Genomic DNA, 19,569 nt, shown 5'->3' on the forward strand with positions numbered 1-19,569 from the left:
TCGCAATCTTTGGATCCGGCGCCTGACTGATGGATTCTCAAGTCTGGTATCTCAAATCTCATTTCACCAAAGCCCCCTTCAGCCGCATCAGCTCCGTTTCGGAAAGCTTGGTGTTGTACCGGGCTTCAATCAGCCGGTCGTAGGCCTGGGCCAGGCTGAGCTGTGCTTCGCGCAATTGTACCAGCGTAGCCATTCCCAGTTTGTAGGTCTGGAAAACAATGTCTACATTTTCCCGGGCCAATTCAATGTTTTCTTCTTCCAGCTTGAGCGCACGTTTTTGCTGGTCATAATTTTTATAGGAATTGAGCACGTTCAGGTTGATCAGTGAGCGCTGGCTCTCGTAATTCAATTCCTCCATTTTTAAACCCCATTGACTTTGGCGGATTGCTCTCCGTGCCGATAACTGGTTAAAGATGGGAATGGCCGCCGTTAACCCATAGTTGTATCCATGGCTTTGATTGAACAATGTGGAGAAGGGGTTGATGACCTTTTTGTTTTCTGTGCGTGTAAAGTTGTACATGGAGTTAAAAGAAAGCGTGGGGTACAGCCCGGCCCTGCTCTCTTTTAATGCATATTGTGCAATCTGGATCCGGGTTCTTGCCAGTTGCAGTGAAGGGTTGTGCTGTTCAATTCCTTCAAGAACGTTTCCAAGGGCGAGGTCGTAATTAAGCGGAATAGTATCCGGGATGTCAAAGGCTGCGCCGCTGATCTGGCTGTTCATCGCCTGGGCCAGCTGCTCTTTCAATTGCGCCACCTGTACCTCCTGCTGCATCCGCAGCGATTTCTGGCTGTTTAGGTCCACCTTGCTTTGCAGTACATCCGGTTTGGCCCCGGTACCAATGTCCAGTTTATTCTGAGCCAGCTTTGCCCGCTCTTCATTCAGCTTTATCTGCACATCGGTGGCTTCAATTTGCTGTTTACTTCTTGCAATAGCATAATAATTGGCAATCACCGATGCGATGGTGTTAACAATCTGTTCCTTGATCGTGTAGGTTCCGGCCTCCAGCAGGGCCGCGGCTTTATCGCGCGTGGCAAACATCTTCAACCCGTCGAACAGGACCCAGTTAAGCGAAACATTTGCCTGCACATTGTTGCTCCGGATATTATTGGATTTCCGTTCCGTACCATCGGCCAGGGTTTGTTTCTGATTGTTGTTGGTATTAGTGAGACCCGCATTGCCGTTTACACTGGGCAGGAATACCATGTTGCGGTAACTGTAATCGATGGCCGCAATGGTTGAATCATTTTTCGATAATTGTATCTGGTAGTTATTGAGCAGGGCAGTTGCGATGGCTTCTTCCAGCGTTAAAAGACGCTGCGCCTGAACCGGTGCCGCACACGCCAGTACCAGCAGAAGGATCAATAGTTGCCGTAGTTTATAAAAATAGTTGACCATTTATTTAAGCATTTTATCATTATGCGAAGCGCGAGGCTTTGCATAACTGTCATGAAGCATGAGCATCTTCCAGCCGGAGCATTTCATCAAATTCTTTATTTTTTTTATTGGAAGAAAGATAGCTGTAAATAGCCGGAATGACGTATAAGGTAAGAATCAGTGAAAAAATGATACCGCCCACAATCACAATTCCCAGCGGTATGCGGCTGGTGGCAGCAGCTCCCAGCGACAGGGCAATGGGCAGTGCGCCCAGGGCCATGGTCATACTCGTCATCAGGATGGGACGCAAACGCTGGCCCGCTGCAAAAATCACGGCTTCGGTTTTGCCCATATTTTTCTTCCGGCTCTGGTTGGCGAACTCCACGATCAGGATCCCGTTCTTGGTTACCAGCCCGATGAGCATGATCATCCCGATCTCTGAGAAGATATTGAGGGTATGACCAAACATCCAAAGCGACAGCAGTGCGCCGGCCAGGGCCAGGGGTACGGTGATCATGATGATAAACGGATCGATAAAACTTTCGAACTGGGCGGCCAGGATCAGGAAAATGAGCCCCAGTGCCAGTAAAAAGGCAAAACTGGTATTGCTGCTGCTTTCTGCAAAGTCGCGGGCAGAGCCGCTCAGTGAACTGGTAAAGGATTCGTCCAGCACTTTTTGAGCGATGCGATTCATCTCCTTTACCCCGTCACCCACGGTATGGCCTTCGGTTAAACCGGCGGATATGGTTGCCGATTTATAGCGATTGAAGTGATAAATGGTAGGCGGGGTGGTGGATTCTATTGCATTGGTGATATTATCCAGGCTGATCAGCTGTCCCTGGTTGTTGCGCACAAATATTTTTTTCAGGTCATTCGGGTCGTCCCTGTTAATGCGGTCTACCTGCGCCATTACCTGGTATTGCTTTCCGCTCCGGGTAAAATAGCCCAGCCGCTGGTTGCTGTATGCGGTTTGCAATGCCTGCGACACGTCGCTGACCGTAACGCCTAACTGTGCTGCTTTTAAGCGGTCTACGTGTATCCGCAATTCCGGCTTATTAAATTTGAGATCGGCATCTACCTGTTGCAGGATATCGCTTTTATTACATTCCTCCAGGAATTTCGGCAATATTTCAGAAAGCTTTTCAAAGTCGTTATTCTGGATCACAAACTGCACATCCTGTCCGCCGCGACGGTTTACCTGGATGGTTTGATCCTGTATGGCAAAGGCGCGGGCCTCGGTGTATTTGGAAACATGGCGGTTTACATAATCCACGATCTCTTTTTGAGAGCGGCTCCGTTCATTGGGTGGTACCAGTCGCACCCGTACCATTCCTGAATTGGCATTGCCGCTCATCCGCGATCCGGTGATGGACAATACGATCTCTTTTTCCTGAATTGAATCGATCAGGAACTGCGATACCTTATCCACATATTTGTCCATGGCATCAAAGGAGGTGCCCTCCGGTGCGGTAAGGCTCAGGCGAAACTGGCTCTTGTCTTCCATGGGCGCCAGTTCTGATTGGATATTGCTGCCAATAAAGCCAATGATCGCAAAACAGCAGCCAACGATGAGCCAGGATATCCATCGCACTTTCATAAATGCTTTTAGCGACCGCTCATAGTATTGTTCCATTCCCCGGAAAAAAGGTTCGGTTTTATTATAGAACCAGGAATGCTTGTGCACATTCTTTTTGGAAAGGAATACGTTTAAAACCGGGGTAAGGGTAAGCGATACGAAGGCAGAGATCAATACGGCGCCGGCCACCACAATTCCAAACTCACGGAACAGGCTACCTACAAATCCCTGGAGAAATATGATGGGAAGAAAAACCACGGCCAGTGTAATGGAGGTGGCAATTACGGCAAAATAGATCTCTTTGGAGCCCTCCAGCGCGGCTTTCCGTTTGCTCATGCCTTGTTCCAGCTTCTTAAAAATGTTTTCAGTAACCACAATTCCGTCATCCACCACCAGCCCTGTTGCCAGTACAATGGCCAGCAGCGACAATACATTGATGGTATAACCCATTACATACATAATAAAGAAAGCTCCGATCAGAGATACCGGGATATCGATCAGCGGCCGTATCGACAGGATCCAGTCGCGGAAAAAAAGATAGATGATGATCACCACCAGCCCGATGGCAATGAATAAGGTTTCTTCAACCTCGGTGATCGACTTTTTGATGTATTGGGTCTGATCCAGTGCTATGTTAAGTTTAATGTCTTCCGGCACTTCTTTTTTAATGGTCTCCAGACGTTTGTAAAATTCGTTGGAGATGGATACATAGTTGGCTCCTGGTTGGGGGATAATGGCCAGCGCAATCATAGGAATGGCACTTTCCTTTAACGCCGATTCCTCGTTTTCGGGGCCCAGCACCACGTTGGCTACATCTTTAACCCGGATGTCGGCTCCCCCCACATTTTTAACAATGATATTTGCAAATTCTTCTTCCGTATCAAGCCGCCCAAAAGTGCGGATCGTGAGTTCGGTATTTTCACCCGTCAGTTTGCCGGAGGGTAGCTCGATATTTTCCCGTTGCAGGGCCGATTGAATATCTGCAGCTGTAATGTTGAACGCCGCCATTTTATTGGGATCGAGCCAGAGCCGCATGGCAAATCGCTTTTCTCCCCAGGTATCGATGCTGCTGACGCCGGGAATGGTTTGCAGCCGGTCTACAAGATTGTTAGTGGCGTATTCTGTAAGCTCCAGCGGGTTCCTGGTATTGCTTTGTACGGTCATGGAAAGGATGGGCTCTGCACTGGCATCGGCCTTTGTTACTGCAGAAGGTTCTTCCAGGTCGGGCGGAAGTTGGCGTTGGGCCGCAGAAACCTTATCCCGTACATCGTTGGCCGCGGCCTCCAGATTGGCACCTACTTCAAACTCTACGTTGATATTGCTGCTCCCATTGCTGCTGCTGGAGGTAATATTGCGGATGCCGGCAATACCGTTGATGGCATCTTCGAGCGGCTCGGTGATCTGGCTTTCGATGATGTCTGCGTTGGCGCCGGGGTAGGTGGTACGCACACTGATATTGGGTGGGTCGATGGCCGGATAATCCCGTACGCCCAGGAATTTGAAACCGATAAAACCAAAAACGATGATCACCACGTTCATCACAATGGCCAATACCGGCCGTCTCAAACTTAACTCAGAAATATTCATCGATAAAATATTGCAAGATGTGCCATCATCTTTTTCAGTTAACGATTTTATTTATGCTCACCTTTGCATTGGGCTTGGTTGCCATTACCCCGGTTACAAGGATCGTATCACCCGGTTTAAGCCCTTTGATGATTTCCACGCGTGCAGAATCCCTGCTGCCGGTTTCCACATCCGAAAAAATGGCTTTGCTGTTGCTTACCAGGATCACCTGTTTGCCGCGGGCTGTAGGCAGTATGGACTGGGTGGGTATAAACAGGGCATCGCTTTTAGGAGCAAAGCCGATCTTAACCTTGGCAAAAGCTCCGGGTATCAGGCCCTGTGTGCTACCGGTTACGACGCCTCTTACGGTCAGGCTCCGGTTGGCAATTGCTACATTGGACTCGGTAGCCGTCACTCTTGCGGTGTAGTTTGTCTGATTGCCTTCCACCGTGAAATTAACCATCTGTCCCGGCGCTATTTTCGACGTGTATTTTTCAGGCACCGGAAAGTCAATCTTCAGGGTACTGGTCTGGTTAATAGTAGCAATAACGGTGGCCGGTGTTACATAGGCACCGATGCTGATGGCCTTTAATCCTATTTTACCATTAAAGGGTGCCCGGATCACCGTTCGGGAAATTTCAGTGCGAATCAATGCAATATCCGCCTGGATATTCTGCACGGTAAGCAGGCTATTATCATAATCCTGCTTGCTGATCCCCTGTATGTTCACCAGTTGCCGGGCGCGGTCTTCGTTTACTTTGGCAATATTAAGCTGTGCCTCCAGTTTTTTTAATTGTGCCTGCAGGTCGCCATCATAAATCTTGGCCAATACGATGCCCTGCGATACCAATTGTCCCTCGCGGATATTGAGTTGGGTGATCCGGCCGGATACCTCGGGATGAATTTCCGTTACTTCGTTGGCAACGATGGTTCCCGGGGTTTCGATGTTTTCGGCGAAGGATTCTGTTTTAACTATAAATGCATCCACTTTAGCCGGGCCTTTTTTCTGACCCGCGGGAGCGGCCTTTTTCTTTTCATTGCAGGCCAGGGTGCCTAATAGCATCAGCAGCAGGAGTAAGGGCGATGGAATCCGGTTCAAATGAATGTTTTTAATTGTATGACGAATAATCGATATAAATAATTATAAGACTCTTTTACGGTGAAAATCTTGCGTAAAATTGCAGCTTTTTCAGGTCTGACGGCACTAATCAGCTACCAGGATACCCGAAACATTCCAGGCACTGAAACTGGATCCCTCCGGCTTTCCCTGCGGAATTTTTACCTGCAGGGTATAATCACCGGCTTCCAGATGGCCGAGTTCGATACGGAAGGGGTTGGTTACCGTGCCGGGGCACCAGTTGGAGCGGCTCAGGTCTGAAGAGGAAAGACCGTTGTTGAAATTACCCGATGCCGGATTGTACAGGCGGTAAGAGCCGCAGTCCTGCCGCCAGGGCACCAGGTCGAAAACAACCTTTTGATTGAGCAGAATGGTATTCTTCTTTGGAACAAACTCATCGCCGTTTCCCCAGCCACCATGCCCGGTTGTGGTATAAAGAAGATGCGCATTTTCCAGGGGATGATCGATCCGGAAATGTACAGTAAGCCCGTTTTCGTTGTCAAACATTGTTGCATAGTCCTGTCCCGCCATTTCCATGATATTGAGGGTATTGAAAAGGGGCCGGATGGTTTGCTGCGGTTTGTCAGGACCGCCCTTGTGGACGGTAAGATTAGCGGTTATCTTGTGCCCGCCCTTATCATAATTACCAATGAATACGCCGATATACACTTCTTTATTATTAAGTGCAGCTGCAAAATCGGTAATGTCCTGCCGGTAAGGAACTGCTTCCTGCCATTGTTTTCCTTTGAGCTGGATATGGTTGAACTGTTTTACTCCAAAAGGCGTAAAAAAACGCATGAGTTCCAGCGGCGGCGTGTAATCCGGGGTGGCTACCACACCCTGGTAGGTTTTGCCGTTACCATTGGTGTAGCGGGGAAGGGTTTTTGCTCCGTTTTTCAATCCGTCGAGAAAGGATTGCCTGGTGTCGGTTGGGATAAGAAATACAGTGCCGGTACGGTCGTAGGCATCGCCATTCGATTGCTCGCGGAGGTCCAGAAAAATAGTACTGCCGCTGTCCAGTGCCGGTATTTTTACTTTTTTTACCACAATGGTACCGTTGGCAAAACGCAGGACATCGCCGCTGGATTTGCTGCTGTCGGAGAAATTGATCACCTGGTTTGTAAACAGCGGGATCGTTGTAAACCGGCTGTTCCAGATCGCATCGCGATAGCTCAGCAGATCGGTTTGCAAGGTTGGCCGCGCCATAAAAGAGGGACGGGGCATTTTTTGCTTTTCGATTTTTTCGGCCCGGATGATGTTGTTGCCATTACGGATCTGCTCCAGTACCAGGCCCAGATTTTGGCCGAGTATGGAAGGCGCGCCTTTTACCGGAAGCTGATCGGTATACCATAGTTCAATGGTATTGGAGTTGACACTGGTTTTGGCCTTTTTACAGCGGTAACCCAATATTTCTTTGGTTTCATCCAAAAAATCGAAATGCTGGGAGCGCCATGCAGTGTCGGAGGAAGCAATCGTTTCATGGTCATTAAGGAATGCAAAAAGCTCCTGCCGGTTGTTCAGCCTGTTGACTACCGAAAGCTCAAAAGGATAAGAGGCCTTCCCGCTGAAATCTTTTTCCGTAGTAAGCAGGGTTTGGTGGGGACCCGCAAATACCCAGATCTTATTTTGCCGCTCCGGGGTTTTCCCATTAAAGCTGGATCCGTAGGTGATCTTGTATACCGGGTTGTTTGTAAAGGCTACCTGTGTATTTGCACGCATATGCGCACCTGCCAATACGGCAACCAGCAGAAAGAGATTCATTTTCATCATAATGTTATTCAGTGGTGCAAAGATAACCACCCGGGAGGTTTAAACCTTAACCGTAAAGTGCGCAACGTGTCCGCAAAGGTCAGGAGCATTTGTTGTTTGATCATTTGCAAGCCTTGTGAAACCCTTGCATTCTTTGCGTTAAATTTTAACCGCGAAGGTCGCAAAGCATCCGCAAGGTTCTCGCGAGGATCGCCATGAGCCTTTGCGAACATTGCGAAAAAAAACGGGCGTACTTTGCGGTTGAGTGTTAACCTCGATGTATGCGAAGCCCCTTGCGTTTAAACATAACCGCAAAAGCCGCCTTTTAAAATACGGGATACTACTTGTTATAGGTTTTTGTTTTAACCGATTGCCCGTTCCGGATGGTGTACTCCGTATAAAAAACCTTTGGGCTGTCTTCATAGGTGCGCACTTCCCGAACCAAATAGAATTTGTTGCCCGTCCATTTATAGTAGGCATCGCCTTCATTGCCCCTTCCATCGGCATCGGATTTCCGGAATTCTTTTGTTTGAGCATTAAAGTCGAGGTAACCTAATTCATTCAGGGCCTTATTAAGTACAAACTGCCGGTTTTTTGGATAATAGATAAAATAAAGATACGCCCCGTCATTTTTTATAGCCTGCGGAAAATAGATCGGAATCTTTAGATCGGGGTACCCATCAAAGTTGAGGTCTTCCAGTTCTGCTTCCCCGTAATTATTGTACATTACTTCATCAAAACCGTTCAGCGTCCGGGTGGTTTTTTTTACCGGGTCGTAAATGACGAGTTTATTCGCCTTTGTATAGGTTTGCAGGGAGCCGCCGGCATTTTCTACTTTCCCCTCATAAAGCTGCAACCGAAAGTCCCATTGCTGCAGCTCCTGCACAAAATCGTTTTCGATCCGGGTGAGGCGTACGGTGAGTGATGGCCCTTTAATGCCGGTCCAGGTTCCGGTAAGCTCCCTGCCGCCGATGGGATTCAGTGTAAACGTTCCGGTTTGTTCGTGCCTTTGTAACTGCCGGTTATAGGCCTCTTCAATAACCTGTGTACCATTGGCACCCGTTGTTCCGTTGAGATAGATGGAAGCTGCACTTCCCTTACGGGTATAATAATATTCGCCCCAGATGGAATCGGTATGGTTGGTGCACCTTATTTTTACCGCTACCGGATAGCTGCCAATAGTGCCACTGTAGTGCATCCAGGTATAAACCGTTGTTTTTTGGGCATGGAGTAAATGCCCCGTAATAAATAGCAGGGGCAACAGTGCGTATCTTTTCATTTTTCCAATCATTAAAAGCTGGCTTTGATCACCCTGAGTATATTCCCACCTAATATTTTCCGGATCGATTTCTTTGAATAGCCCCGCTTCAGCAATTCCGCCGTAATACGGGGATAGCAGCTCACATCTTCAAGTCCAACCGGCACAGAGCCGATCCCATCAAAGTCGGAGCCGATCCCTACATAATCATCTCCCACCAGTTTTACAATATAATCGATGTGATCCACAACATCCGAAACGGTGGGCCGTGCCTGCTCCAGCTCCTGTTTTTGATATGCATGCCACTGTTTACGGGCCTGTTGTATATCTCCGGATGTTTTCAGAACAGAGTCGGTGAACCGTTGTTCCATGGCTGTATTCAGCGAAGCCAGTTTTTCATCAAATTTTCTACTGATAAAACCGGAATAAAAGTTAATGCAGATGACTCCTCCATTTTTTGCAACGGCTCTTATCTGGTCGTCTTTTACATTACGGAACACAGGACAGAGATTGTAAACGGAGCTATGTGATAAAATGACCGGCCGGGCGCTGGTGGCAATGGCATCATAAAAGGTTTGCTCGCCGGTATGGGACAGATCTACCAATACGCCCAATTCATTTAACCGTTTTACTACGGACCTGCCGAATTCCGTAAGGCCCTTGTGTGTTAAGCTGTCGGGATGCAGCGTTTCATCCATGGCGCTGGAGGCCCAGGAATGGCTGTTGTTCCAGGTGAGCGTCAGGTAGCGCATGCCCCGTTGCTGCAGGGCCTCCAGTTTACGGAGATCATCTTCAATCATATGTCCGCCTTCAACACCAATGAGACTTACCAGCTTTTTTTGCTTTATTCCTTTTTTTATCTCCCGGTAGCTGCGGGCCAGCAGGAACTGTTGCGAATGGCGGCTTATCAGTGCCTCCAGAGAGTCGATTTGATCAATGGCATCGGCATATACGCCTTTGGGATTGCGGGCAACCGGTCCTGTAAACACGGAAAAAAATTGTACATCCAATCCACCTTTTTTCCACCGGATAAGATCCGTATGCCGGTCGGGTTGCGGTTGGGCTATGTCCCGCCCCTGAACAATGGATGCGGAGGTGACGTCGTTATGTCCGTCTATAAGTACGGCTTTGTTATGGATCCTTGCTGCCTTTTGCGCGGTCGCGGAAAAAGCGCCAAGCAGCAGGCATAAAAGCCCTATTGTTTTTAAACCGGATCGATTCATGTCTGTAATGATTGATATAATGCCACTGTAGCACAGATTCCTTTAATGTAGAAAAGCTCAACGTCTTCAGGGCCTCAGCGCTTCTGTGGTAAACAGAGTAGGCGCTAAGGTACGGAAGGTGGGCGAAGTTTTTTGGGTTGGGGCGTAATGTTTCTATTGCCACTGAAACACCCAGCTTTTTGGGTATTCCTGCTTTTAATGGCCATTGAAATCAAATCAAAAAATCAGCGTTTCAGTGCCACTGTGGTCACCCTTATATCCGTTCCCGCTCCTCCTGGTTACTGTTGGTATGCTCTGTAGCCGGCAGCTCTTTTTTACCAAATTTAAATATCAGGGTTACCGAAAAATTGCGGTTCAGCTGCAGGTTGGCATATTTCTGCCGGATGCCATTGATTACCGTGGTATAGGAAGCACCGCTGGTTCCGAATACATCCTGGATATTGGCATTGAGCGATAACTTGTCTTTTAACAACTGTGCGTTTACACCAAGGTCTATGTTATAATAGGCATCGGATTGGTTTACGAGCGTTACTTCCCGGAACTGATACCAGAAGTTTACAGCAGCCGACAGGGTTTTGCTACTGTTTAAATAAACATTGTTGCTGCTGGAAACGTAGGCACCCCAACCTTTCCGGCCCTCCACGTAATCCAGTTTAGAACGCCCGTTGGTGTAATAAATATTTAGCAGGTTATTGCTTTCCCACCAGCGGACGGCCGAGAACGTATACGTTTCAGAAATGCCCAGGCGGGTACTATTGACAAAGTTCTTGGGGGTACGCATTACAAAATTCGTATCCACATGAGCAATGGTGATGTCATCAAAGCCGTTGTTGGTAAGCGCTACAAAAAAGGCACTGGTCAGTTTGTTTTTATAATTGTGCTGCAGTTGGAAATTGCTGTTGTATTCCGGTTGCAGGAAGGGGTTGCCCTCATAATAACTATATGCTGTAAGTATTGAAATATAAGGGTTCAGGTTCCAGAAAGTGGGCCGGCGTACCCGCTTGTTATAACTGAGAGCAAAACTGTTCTGATCGTCCCTTTTGTAATTGATTAAGGCGTTCGGGAATAATTTTACATAGTTGTTTTTATTACCCTGTTTACGGATGTAAGAGTAACCGCTGGTTTGGGTGAGCTCTCCCCGTAATCCCGCCTGGAAGGACCAGTTTCCGGCTTCCCGGCTACCGTTCAAATAGAGGGCCTGGGTGTTTTCCGTGTATTTGTATTCGTTGCTCAATTGCCCGTCGTAATCGTTGCCGGATCCTGTAATGCGGTAATAACGCATATTGTTATAGGTTTCGATAAAATTTACTTTTCCACCCCATTGCAGCTTTGCGATGCTGGTAGGAAACTCCATATCTGTTTTTAGTGCATAGATATTGATATTCTGCAGGGTATTGTTGTAAAAGCGGGCCGTTGAAGGTGCAATCAGCACGCCTTCCGGTGTAAAGGTTTTTGCTGTTACATCCGATGCATCGGTGCGGTAAAAGGTAAGGTAGCTGCCATCTATCGAAAGCGCCTTCCCGGAAGTATCCAGCTTTGTTTTGTAATACAGGTTATAAGATTGTGTTCTGGCTACCGGTATGTACGTGGCATAGGTTGTCAATACCGAATCTGTTTGCCCCAGCCCGTTGTAAAAATGATTGCGCACATAATCCGCTCCACCTTCAAAATACCGGGAGAAACCGGCATTAAAACCAAGTACGGAGCGTTTGGATAACTGGTAATCTGCACCGGCGTTGAGCACCAGGTTGTGCTGTTTGTAGTCGCCGGTATCACTCATGATCCAGGATCGGTCCGGGTAATATTCTTCCCATCGGAAGCCATATTTATGACGGATCCGGAACAGGTTGGCGTTAGCATATACATTCCATTTGCCGGAATTGTAATTGATGTTGCCGGTAACATCCATACCCGGGTAGTGCTGCCACTGTTTGTAGCCGGCCTGGATGCTGCCGTTATAGCCCTGTTGTTTGCTGCGTTTGGTAATGATATTGATCAAGCCCGCATTGCCTGCCGCCTCGTAGGCTGCGGAGGGATTGGTAATGATCTCTATTTTGGAAACATTTCCGGCAGGAATGGATTTTAAATAACTGACCAGGTCTTTTTGAGAAAGCTGGATCAGGCGTCCGTCCTGCATCAGCTGTACTTCGCCTTTGCCCGGGATAGCGACCCGGTCGCCGTTCACCAGCAAACCCGGTATCTTTCCGAGTGCTTCCGCAATGCTGTTGCCAACAATGGCAGGATTGTCTGCCAGGTTCACGATTGTCCGGTCAGGTTTTACCTCAATCAGCCGTGCTTTTCCTGTTACGACCACATCCTTTAACACGGTATTTTTTTGTATTAAAACAACCTGCAACAGGGTGTCGTTTTGTAACTGAAGCGATACCGCCTGTTCCTGGTGGCCTACTGCGGAAATCTGTAACAGGTATTTGTCCCCCGGTTTCAGCGCTTCTATGCGAAAGGCACCTGATGCATCCGTTGTAAATGTTTTCGCAGCCTGGCCGCTGCTGTAAAATTCGATGGTTGCGCCTGTAAGCGGGGCAGTGGTTTCATCATGAACAGTTCCGTTGATCGCAAGCTGGGCAAAAACAGCAGAACTAAAAAAAACAAAAAACAAGAACGCGGTGATCTTCCTCATCCTTCAAAAATAATGAAATAGGCGGTTTAAATATCAATTAGTTACGTTCAGCCGGACGCAGGAGTCGCGGATTTATAAAGGCTGAACAACCGGTTGCGCTATTGTAATCATAATTTTTTATTTACTTTAGCACCAATGTTGATGAAAGGGTGATAAGCGCTTGCCAGGTGCTAAAATAACGGACGGGAATGGTCTTGTTCGGTGCAGGTCCCGGTTTTTTAAGGGTACTTTTAGCATGTCGGCTCCCCTCATTTGCAGACCGTACCGGCAAAGCCGTAATTATACATTGAGAAGTAATAACGAAATACTATTTCTACAAAATAGGGTTGCCTATTTGCAGGATGAAGCAGCGTATAAAAAACTGTTTTTTCACTTTCATCCTGTGCTTTTAAAATTTGCTCGTGCGATTTTAAATAACCGTGCTGACGCTGAAGAGGTCGTGTCGGAAGTATTGCTAAAAGTGTGGACAATGGGACGGGAGCTCAATTACGTAGAGCATCTTCCCCTTTTTTTGTATAAATCTACCCGTAACAAAGCTTTTGATTACCTGAGAAAGCGCAATAGCGGCCTGCCGGTGACTGCTATTTCCGGTGCAGAAGAGCAATTGGCAGATCCTTCGCATACCGAATATAAACTGATAACAAACGAGCTTGACCGGCGTTTTCAACATGCGGTCAGCAATCTTCCCAAGCAATGCCAGCTGGTCTTTCGCCTGGTGAAAGAGCAGGGGTTTACTTATAAACAGGTGACCGAAATACTTGAGATTTCCCTGAATACTGCTGAGACTCATATGCGGCTGGCACTTAAGAAGATACGGGTAGCCCTGGACGATTATCTGATGCCTCAAAAATAATTTTATTTTTTTTCACGGTAACGCCTTTTCCTTTCGTCTTTTTTATAAGACGATGATATGCATTTTTCAGAGAACCGATTTTATGAATTGTTATACGGCAAACTGACCGGAGAAGCCGGTATTGATGATCTGAAAGAACTGGAACAGTTACTTCAGGAAGATCCCCGGTTGGGATTGCTATATGATCAGTTGCTGAAGCCAGACCCGGTTATGCCGGTGGCTGAAACCGAAGCGGCTTATATGGCCCATTATGTAAAAATGATGCAGGCGGTGCCAGTTGGAAGAAAAGCGACACCGGTTGATTCAAAGGGCGCAGCGCGGCAGCTCCGGATCAGGAGCGCGCTTCGCTTTGCGGCTGCAGCATTGGTGGTACTAACCGTTGGAACCATGTTATGGATGTTGAACCAGAAAACAAACGGATTGGCTGCTTTAAAGACGGTTGCTGCTACTGAACACGGCTCAAAGTCCAAACTGACGTTGCCGGATGGGTCTGTTGTGCATATGAACACCAATAGTAACTTAAGTTACGGTGCGGGTTTTGGTCAGCGCACACGTGAAGTATACCTGACCGGTGAAGCTTTTTTCGAAGTGGCGCACAACCCCGATATCCCGTTTATTGTACATACTTCAGAAGCCGATATCAAAGTGCTTGGAACTGTTTTTAATGTACGGGATTATGTTGATGAATCAAGTATGGAAACTTCCTTATTAAAGGGAAGTATAGAGCTGGCGCTGACAACCAACAAGGACCGAAAAATCCGGCTAAGTCCCTCGGATAAGGTGGTTATTGAGAAGCTTCCGGGCACAGGTGCAGGTCCAAGGACCGTTCGCTTAACAAATATCAATGTGACCGATAGCGTTGTGCTGGAGACTTCCTGGTTGCAGAATAAGCTGGCTTTTTCCGATAAGTCGTTTCCTGAAATAGCGCTGAATCTGAAACGCCGGTTTGGATTAACAGTGGTGTTTAGAAACCCGGAGGTAGAGCAGTACCGGTATACGGGTGTTTTTGATGATTCCAACGTGGTGGATGTTTTGAATGTATTACAGATGATCAAACCGTTTCAATATAAAATAAAAGATACCCAGGTTATTATTTTTTAACGATTAAATATTTTTTAATGAACAGATCTACCGGATAAATCAATAAAAAAATGGAGAATGTTGCAGCATCCTCCACTTGCAAGTTTTAAACTCGAATCTTAATTGGCTAAAACTCAACACAAATTTATGGAAAAAAGCGCTTGTCTTTTTTCTGCGAGGGCACGTATGCACTTGCGGAGAACTATTCTGATTATGAAATTATCTATTTTCCTCTTTCTGATAGCGTTGCAGGTGTCTGCCGTAAACCATGCACAGGAAACAATCAACCTGAAGGCAGACAATCTGAGTATCGGAGAGATTTTTAAACAAATTGAAAATCAAACAAAATACAGGTTTTATTACAGCAGTAACGATCTGCCGGTAGATCAAAAGTTCTCGATCAATATCATTAATGCCGGCATCAACCAGACATTAACAAATTTACTGAACGGAACATCCATTAAATGGGAGGTGATCCGGAACAACCGGGTAATTTTATCCCTGTCGGATAAACTCGTGGTCAACCCTCAACAATATAAACAGGTCTCCGGAGTCGTGCAAAATGAAATGGGGCAGCCGGTGGGAGGAGCTTCTGTAAGGATCAAAGGAACGGCACGCGGAGTGGCTACTAACCAGGAGGGCGCATTTACAATTGAAGCCTCAGAGGGAGATGTACTGGAAGTTTCTGCAATCGGGTATGCATCTGTTGAGGTAACCATTGGTGCTGCCGCCAGTGTCGCAATTACACTGAAAACCGAAGCCCGGCAGATAGAAGAGGTTGTAGTAGTGGGTTATGGAACACAGAAAAAAGTAAACCTGACGGGCGCTGTGGCGCAGGTAGGTGCAAAGCAAATAGAAAACAGACCCATTACCAACACGGTAAATGCTCTTCAGGGCGTTTTGCCAGGCGTGGTGGTCATTCAAAATAATGGTCAGCCCGGCAAGGATGCCGGCTCGATCCGGATCAGGGGTATTGGTACCTTAAACAACAGCAATCCGCTGGTAGTGGTAGATGGGGCCATCTCTTCCATGAACGCTGTTAATCCCAGCGATATAGAAAGTATCTCGGTGTTGAAAGATGCAGCATCCTCTGCCATTTACGGATCTACGGCGGCAAATGGTGTGGTGCTGATCACCACCAAAAAAGGCAGGAAAGGCCAGTCGGCCATTACCTATGATGCGTATGTGGGTAAACAAAAGGCAACTGCCTTGCCCGATTTCCTGCCTTCCTGGCAGGCGGCAACGTTGTATAACCAGGCAAGGGTAAATCAGGGACTTACGAAAACCTATACCGATGAGCAGATTCAGAAATTTAAGGATGGTTCCGATCCGTATAATTATCCCAATACCGACTGGCTGGATCTTTTTTACAGGGGAAATGGGTTGCAACACAACCATTACCTTTCGGTTTCCGGAGGGAGTGAAGGCACCCAGTATATGTTTTCTATGGGATATTTTGATCAGAACGGGATCGTGGAAAAAACAAATGCCAAACGCTATACTTCGCGCTTAAACCTTAATTCAAAAATTAATAAATGGTTTACGCTGAATGCGAATCTTTCCTATACCTACGCACCGCTAACGGAGCCAAGCAATCCTTACACCGGAGATTTTTCACAATTCTTCAGACAAATCAACCGAATATCGCCGATCATTCCGTACAAGTATGAAAACGGAAATTACGGCTATATTTCTGATGGCAGCCCGATGGCCTGGCTGGATCGGGGAGGATTTAACAAACAGCTGAATACCGCATTTTTGGGGATTACCAGCATTACGTATGAGCCGGTAGAAAACCTGCACATTAAACCACAGCTGGTATACCGTGCCATACAGAATCAAAATAAAAAGCGGATTTATGAGGTCCAGTATTATAATGCGGCAGGAGACGCAACGTTTAAACAGGGCCCCAGCAGTCTTACAGACCATTTTGACAACACAACCTTCCTGAGTCCCCAGTTAACGGTTGATTACAGCAGAAAAATGAACCTGCATAATGTTGGGGTGCTGGCGGGAGCAGTTAGCGAGTATACCAAATACTCAGATCTCGAAGCCTACCGGAAAGATTTTCTGAACAATGTACTGAGTGAAATCAATGTAGGAGCAGATGAGGGGCAAACTGGTAAAGGGTTTGCAAATGAAATTGCCAAGCAGTCCTTTTTTGGAAGGGTTAACTACGATTTCGACAGCAGGTATCTGCTGGAAGCCAATATCCGGTACGACGGTTCTTCGAGGTTCAGGAAAGCGCATCGGTGGGGCACATTTCCTTCTTTTTCTGCGGGATGGAACGTATCCAAAGAGCAGTTCTTTAGCGGGCTGCTAAATGTGGTTTCCAATCTTAAATTGCGCGGATCCTGGGGTAGGCTGGGGAACGATCTGGTGGGAAATTATCCGGCTATTCAAACCGTCAGTTCCGGTCAGGATTACAATTTCGGAGGAACATCGGTGAGCGGTGTTGCTCCCGTAGATGGTGCCAATACTGATATTACCTGGGAGAAGGTAACCGAAACCAATATCGGTCTTGATGCGGGGTTTTTTAAAAACCGGCTTAACCTTACCGTTGATTATTTTGTAAAGAAAACCAGTGATATTTTGCTGGCGCTTCCTGTAAGTCCGATCTACGGGCTAAAGCCGCCTACGGTGAACGCGGGTAAAGTACAGAATAAAGGACTGGAGCTTGGTGTCGATTATAAAGCGCATATCAGGGACTTTTTACTGGGAGTGAATGCGAATGCTACGTTCCTCAAGAATGAAGTGCTGGATCTGTATGGAGCAGGGCCTGTTTACCCCAATGGATATACCATTAACCGGGAAGGCTCGCCGCTGAATTCTTTCTTCGGATATCAGGCGCTGGGAATTTTTCAAACACAGGAAGCAGTGGAAGCCAGTGCCAAACTGGCTAATACCAAACCCGGGGATCTGAAATATGCTGACCTGAGCGGGCCGGCCGGCAAACCGGACGGCGTTATTAATGCATACGACCGGGTATGGCTGGGTAGTTATTTTCCCAAAATATCATACGGGTTTACATTAACCGGGGAATGGAAGGGTATCGATGTTTCGGCCTTCTTCCAGGGCACAGGCGGTGTAAAAGGTTTTGTACAGGGGGAAGTGCTGGGCCAAATTTCTAACAGTACCGGGAAGCCTACTTCGGTTTGGCTGGATAGCTGGACCACTGAAAATACCGGTGCAGCGTATCCCCGGGTGCTGATCAACCAGCGGCAGAATTCGGCTATTGATAACCCTTCTTCTTTCTGGGTTCGTAAGTCTGATTATCTGCGCCTGAAAAATTTACAAATTGGTTATGCTTTTAATAACCGGCTATTAAGCAAAGCCAATATTAAACGGTTGAGGGTTTATTACAGCGGACAGAATATCGCCACATTTACCAGCTTCTACAAATGGATTGATCCGGAAGCTCCTGCCGGCGAACGCGGGTATACCTATCCGCAGGTGAAGGTGCACACGATAGGATTAAACCTTACTTTCTAAAACCCAAAATGAAATCAACATGAAAAAGTTTCTTATATACCTTTCTTTATTGTTATTGGTCAGTGCCTGTAAAAAAGGCTTTTTAGACAGGCAGCCGCTGGACGCTTACAGCAACACATCGCTTTGGACCTCCGAAAAAGACATCGTAACGGCTTTAAATGGCTGTTATAAAGATTGGGAAGATGCATACAATATCTATTATATGGATTGCGCATCCGATAACGCGTATAATCAATATCCCTGGGAAGGCTATACTGAGCTGGGAAACGGCACGGTTTCTCCATCCAGCAGTAACGCGGCGAACCGGTGGAGTTTTACCGTGGTTCAAAAATGCAACTGGTTCCTGGAGAATATCGATAAGTTTACAGGAAAGCTTGACCTGAAAGACCGGTATAAGGCAGAAGCCCGGTTTTTACGAGCATATCAGTTCTTTATCATGAGCCAGCTGTACGGCGATGTTCCTCTTGTGTTGAAAAATGTATCAACGGAAGAAGCCAATAAAATGAAGCGCAATAAAAAGGAAGAGGTTGTTGCATTTATATTGAAAGAGCTGGGTGAAATGGCAGAAAACCTGCCGAACGCATATGCAAGTTCCGATGTGGGAAGAATTACAAAAGGCGCTGCATTGGCACTGAAGGGACGGATTGAACTATATAAAGGCGATTACCAGCAGGCGATTGGCGATTATCAGAAAGTAATGGCGCTTGGGTATACGCTTTATCCGGATTATGCAGATCTTTTCCGGATCGGCAATGAGGATAACAGTGAAGTGATACTGGACATACAGTACATTGAAAACAAATACAGCAATGGGAATGTGGGCGTAATGCCCTCCAATGGAGCTGGTGGATGGAGTTCTATTGATCCGTTGCAGGAGTTGGTGGATGCCTACGAGATGCAAAATGGAAAAACCATTTCGGAGGCCGGCTCCGGGTATAACGCCGATGATCCTTATCATAACAGGGACCCCCGGCTTACGGCTACCATTCAATGCTCCGGCCAGCCTTCATACGGAGGGGGAATTTTTAACAGCCTGGATGCAAAGATCGGAAAGGATGCCAATGCCGATTATTTTATGGCCAATAACAATACCTCACCCACCGGTTATATCGTTAAGAAATACATATCGCATCTCGAAGATTTCCCGGATATGTGGAATACCGGCCTCAATGCCATCGTGATCCGGTATGCTGAAGTACTGTTGAGCTATGCCGAGGCTAAAATTGAATTGAACCAGGTCGATAATTCTGTTTATGACGCGATTGATCTGGTACGCCAGAGAGCCGGTATGCCCAAAGTAAACCGCGCCGTTTATAACAGCCAATCGGCTATGCGTACCCTGGTAAGAAGAGAGCGCCGGGTGGAGCTGGCCATGGAAGGCCTTCGTTTCTTTGACGTTCAGCGATGGAAGATCGGGGCGCAGGTGATGAATCAGGATGTGTTTGGTACCCGCCCGGGTTCGGTAAACATGACAACCGGTGCGCTTACATTTTCATCACCCAACCATGCGAAGATCGAATCACGCATTTTTGCAGATAAAAACTATTTATGGCCGATACCACAAAAAGATGTAGATGTGCATCATGATCCCGGTTATCAGAACCCCGGGTATTAAGAAAGATAGAAAAGAGACGGCTAACAC

The 19,569-nt window shown here is 47.1% G+C and carries 11 protein-coding genes; 4 read left to right on the forward strand and 7 right to left on the reverse strand.

Going from position 1 to position 19,569, the window contains the following annotated elements:
• Positions 1–58: 58 nt before the first annotated feature.
• The 7 genes from LL912_RS25565 to LL912_RS25595 all read right to left on the reverse strand — a co-directional run bounded on the left by LL912_RS25565 (position 59) and on the right by LL912_RS25595 (position 12,502).
• Positions 59–1,396 (reverse strand): TolC family protein, encoded by a 1,338-nt coding sequence (locus LL912_RS25565; protein ID WP_235556469.1) that lies wholly within the window; start codon positions 1,394–1,396, stop codon positions 59–61.
• 49 nt (positions 1,397–1,445) lie between these two features.
• On the reverse strand, positions 1,446–4,538 hold the full coding sequence (locus LL912_RS25570; protein WP_235556470.1) for an efflux RND transporter permease subunit: 3,093 nt from the start codon (positions 4,536–4,538) through the stop codon (positions 1,446–1,448).
• 34 nt (positions 4,539–4,572) lie between these two features.
• On the reverse strand, positions 4,573–5,616 hold the full coding sequence (locus LL912_RS25575; protein WP_235556471.1) for an efflux RND transporter periplasmic adaptor subunit: 1,044 nt from the start codon (positions 5,614–5,616) through the stop codon (positions 4,573–4,575).
• Between the two features lie 105 nt (positions 5,617–5,721).
• Complete coding sequence (locus tag LL912_RS25580) at positions 5,722–7,395, reverse strand: PNGase F N-terminal domain-containing protein (protein ID WP_235556472.1); 1,674 nt, start codon at positions 7,393–7,395, stop codon at positions 5,722–5,724.
• Positions 7,396–7,723: 328 nt separating this feature from the next.
• Positions 7,724–8,662 (reverse strand): XAC2610-related protein, encoded by a 939-nt coding sequence (locus LL912_RS25585; RefSeq protein ID WP_235556473.1) that lies wholly within the window; start codon positions 8,660–8,662, stop codon positions 7,724–7,726.
• A gap of 11 nt (positions 8,663–8,673) precedes the next feature.
• On the reverse strand, positions 8,674–9,864 hold the full coding sequence (locus tag LL912_RS25590; protein ID WP_235556474.1) for a dipeptidase: 1,191 nt from the start codon (positions 9,862–9,864) through the stop codon (positions 8,674–8,676).
• 253 nt (positions 9,865–10,117) lie between these two features.
• Positions 10,118–12,502: an outer membrane beta-barrel protein gene (locus tag LL912_RS25595; RefSeq protein ID WP_235556475.1), complete on the reverse strand. Its 2,385-nt coding sequence runs from the start codon at positions 12,500–12,502 to the stop codon at positions 10,118–10,120.
• Positions 12,503–12,737: 235 nt separating this feature from the next.
• Between LL912_RS25595 and LL912_RS25600 the strand changes: the two genes are divergently transcribed.
• The 4 genes from LL912_RS25600 (at position 12,738) to LL912_RS25615 (ending at position 19,542) form a co-directional block, all read left to right on the forward strand.
• Complete coding sequence (locus LL912_RS25600; RefSeq protein WP_255785954.1) at positions 12,738–13,355, forward strand: RNA polymerase sigma factor; 618 nt, start codon at positions 12,738–12,740, stop codon at positions 13,353–13,355.
• Between the two features lie 57 nt (positions 13,356–13,412).
• Positions 13,413–14,456, forward strand: a complete 1,044-nt coding sequence (locus LL912_RS25605; protein WP_235556477.1) for a FecR family protein — start codon at positions 13,413–13,415, stop codon at positions 14,454–14,456.
• Between the two features lie 192 nt (positions 14,457–14,648).
• Entirely contained in the window at positions 14,649–17,927 is a 3,279-nt protein-coding gene (locus LL912_RS25610; protein ID WP_235556478.1) for a SusC/RagA family TonB-linked outer membrane protein, read from the forward strand.
• Between the two features lie 19 nt (positions 17,928–17,946).
• On the forward strand, positions 17,947–19,542 hold the full coding sequence (locus LL912_RS25615) for a RagB/SusD family nutrient uptake outer membrane protein (RefSeq protein ID WP_235556479.1): 1,596 nt from the start codon (positions 17,947–17,949) through the stop codon (positions 19,540–19,542).
• Positions 19,543–19,569 lie beyond the last annotated feature (27 nt).

Source organism: Niabella agricola (assembly GCF_021538615.1).
Classification (GTDB): domain Bacteria; phylum Bacteroidota; class Bacteroidia; order Chitinophagales; family Chitinophagaceae; genus Niabella; species Niabella agricola.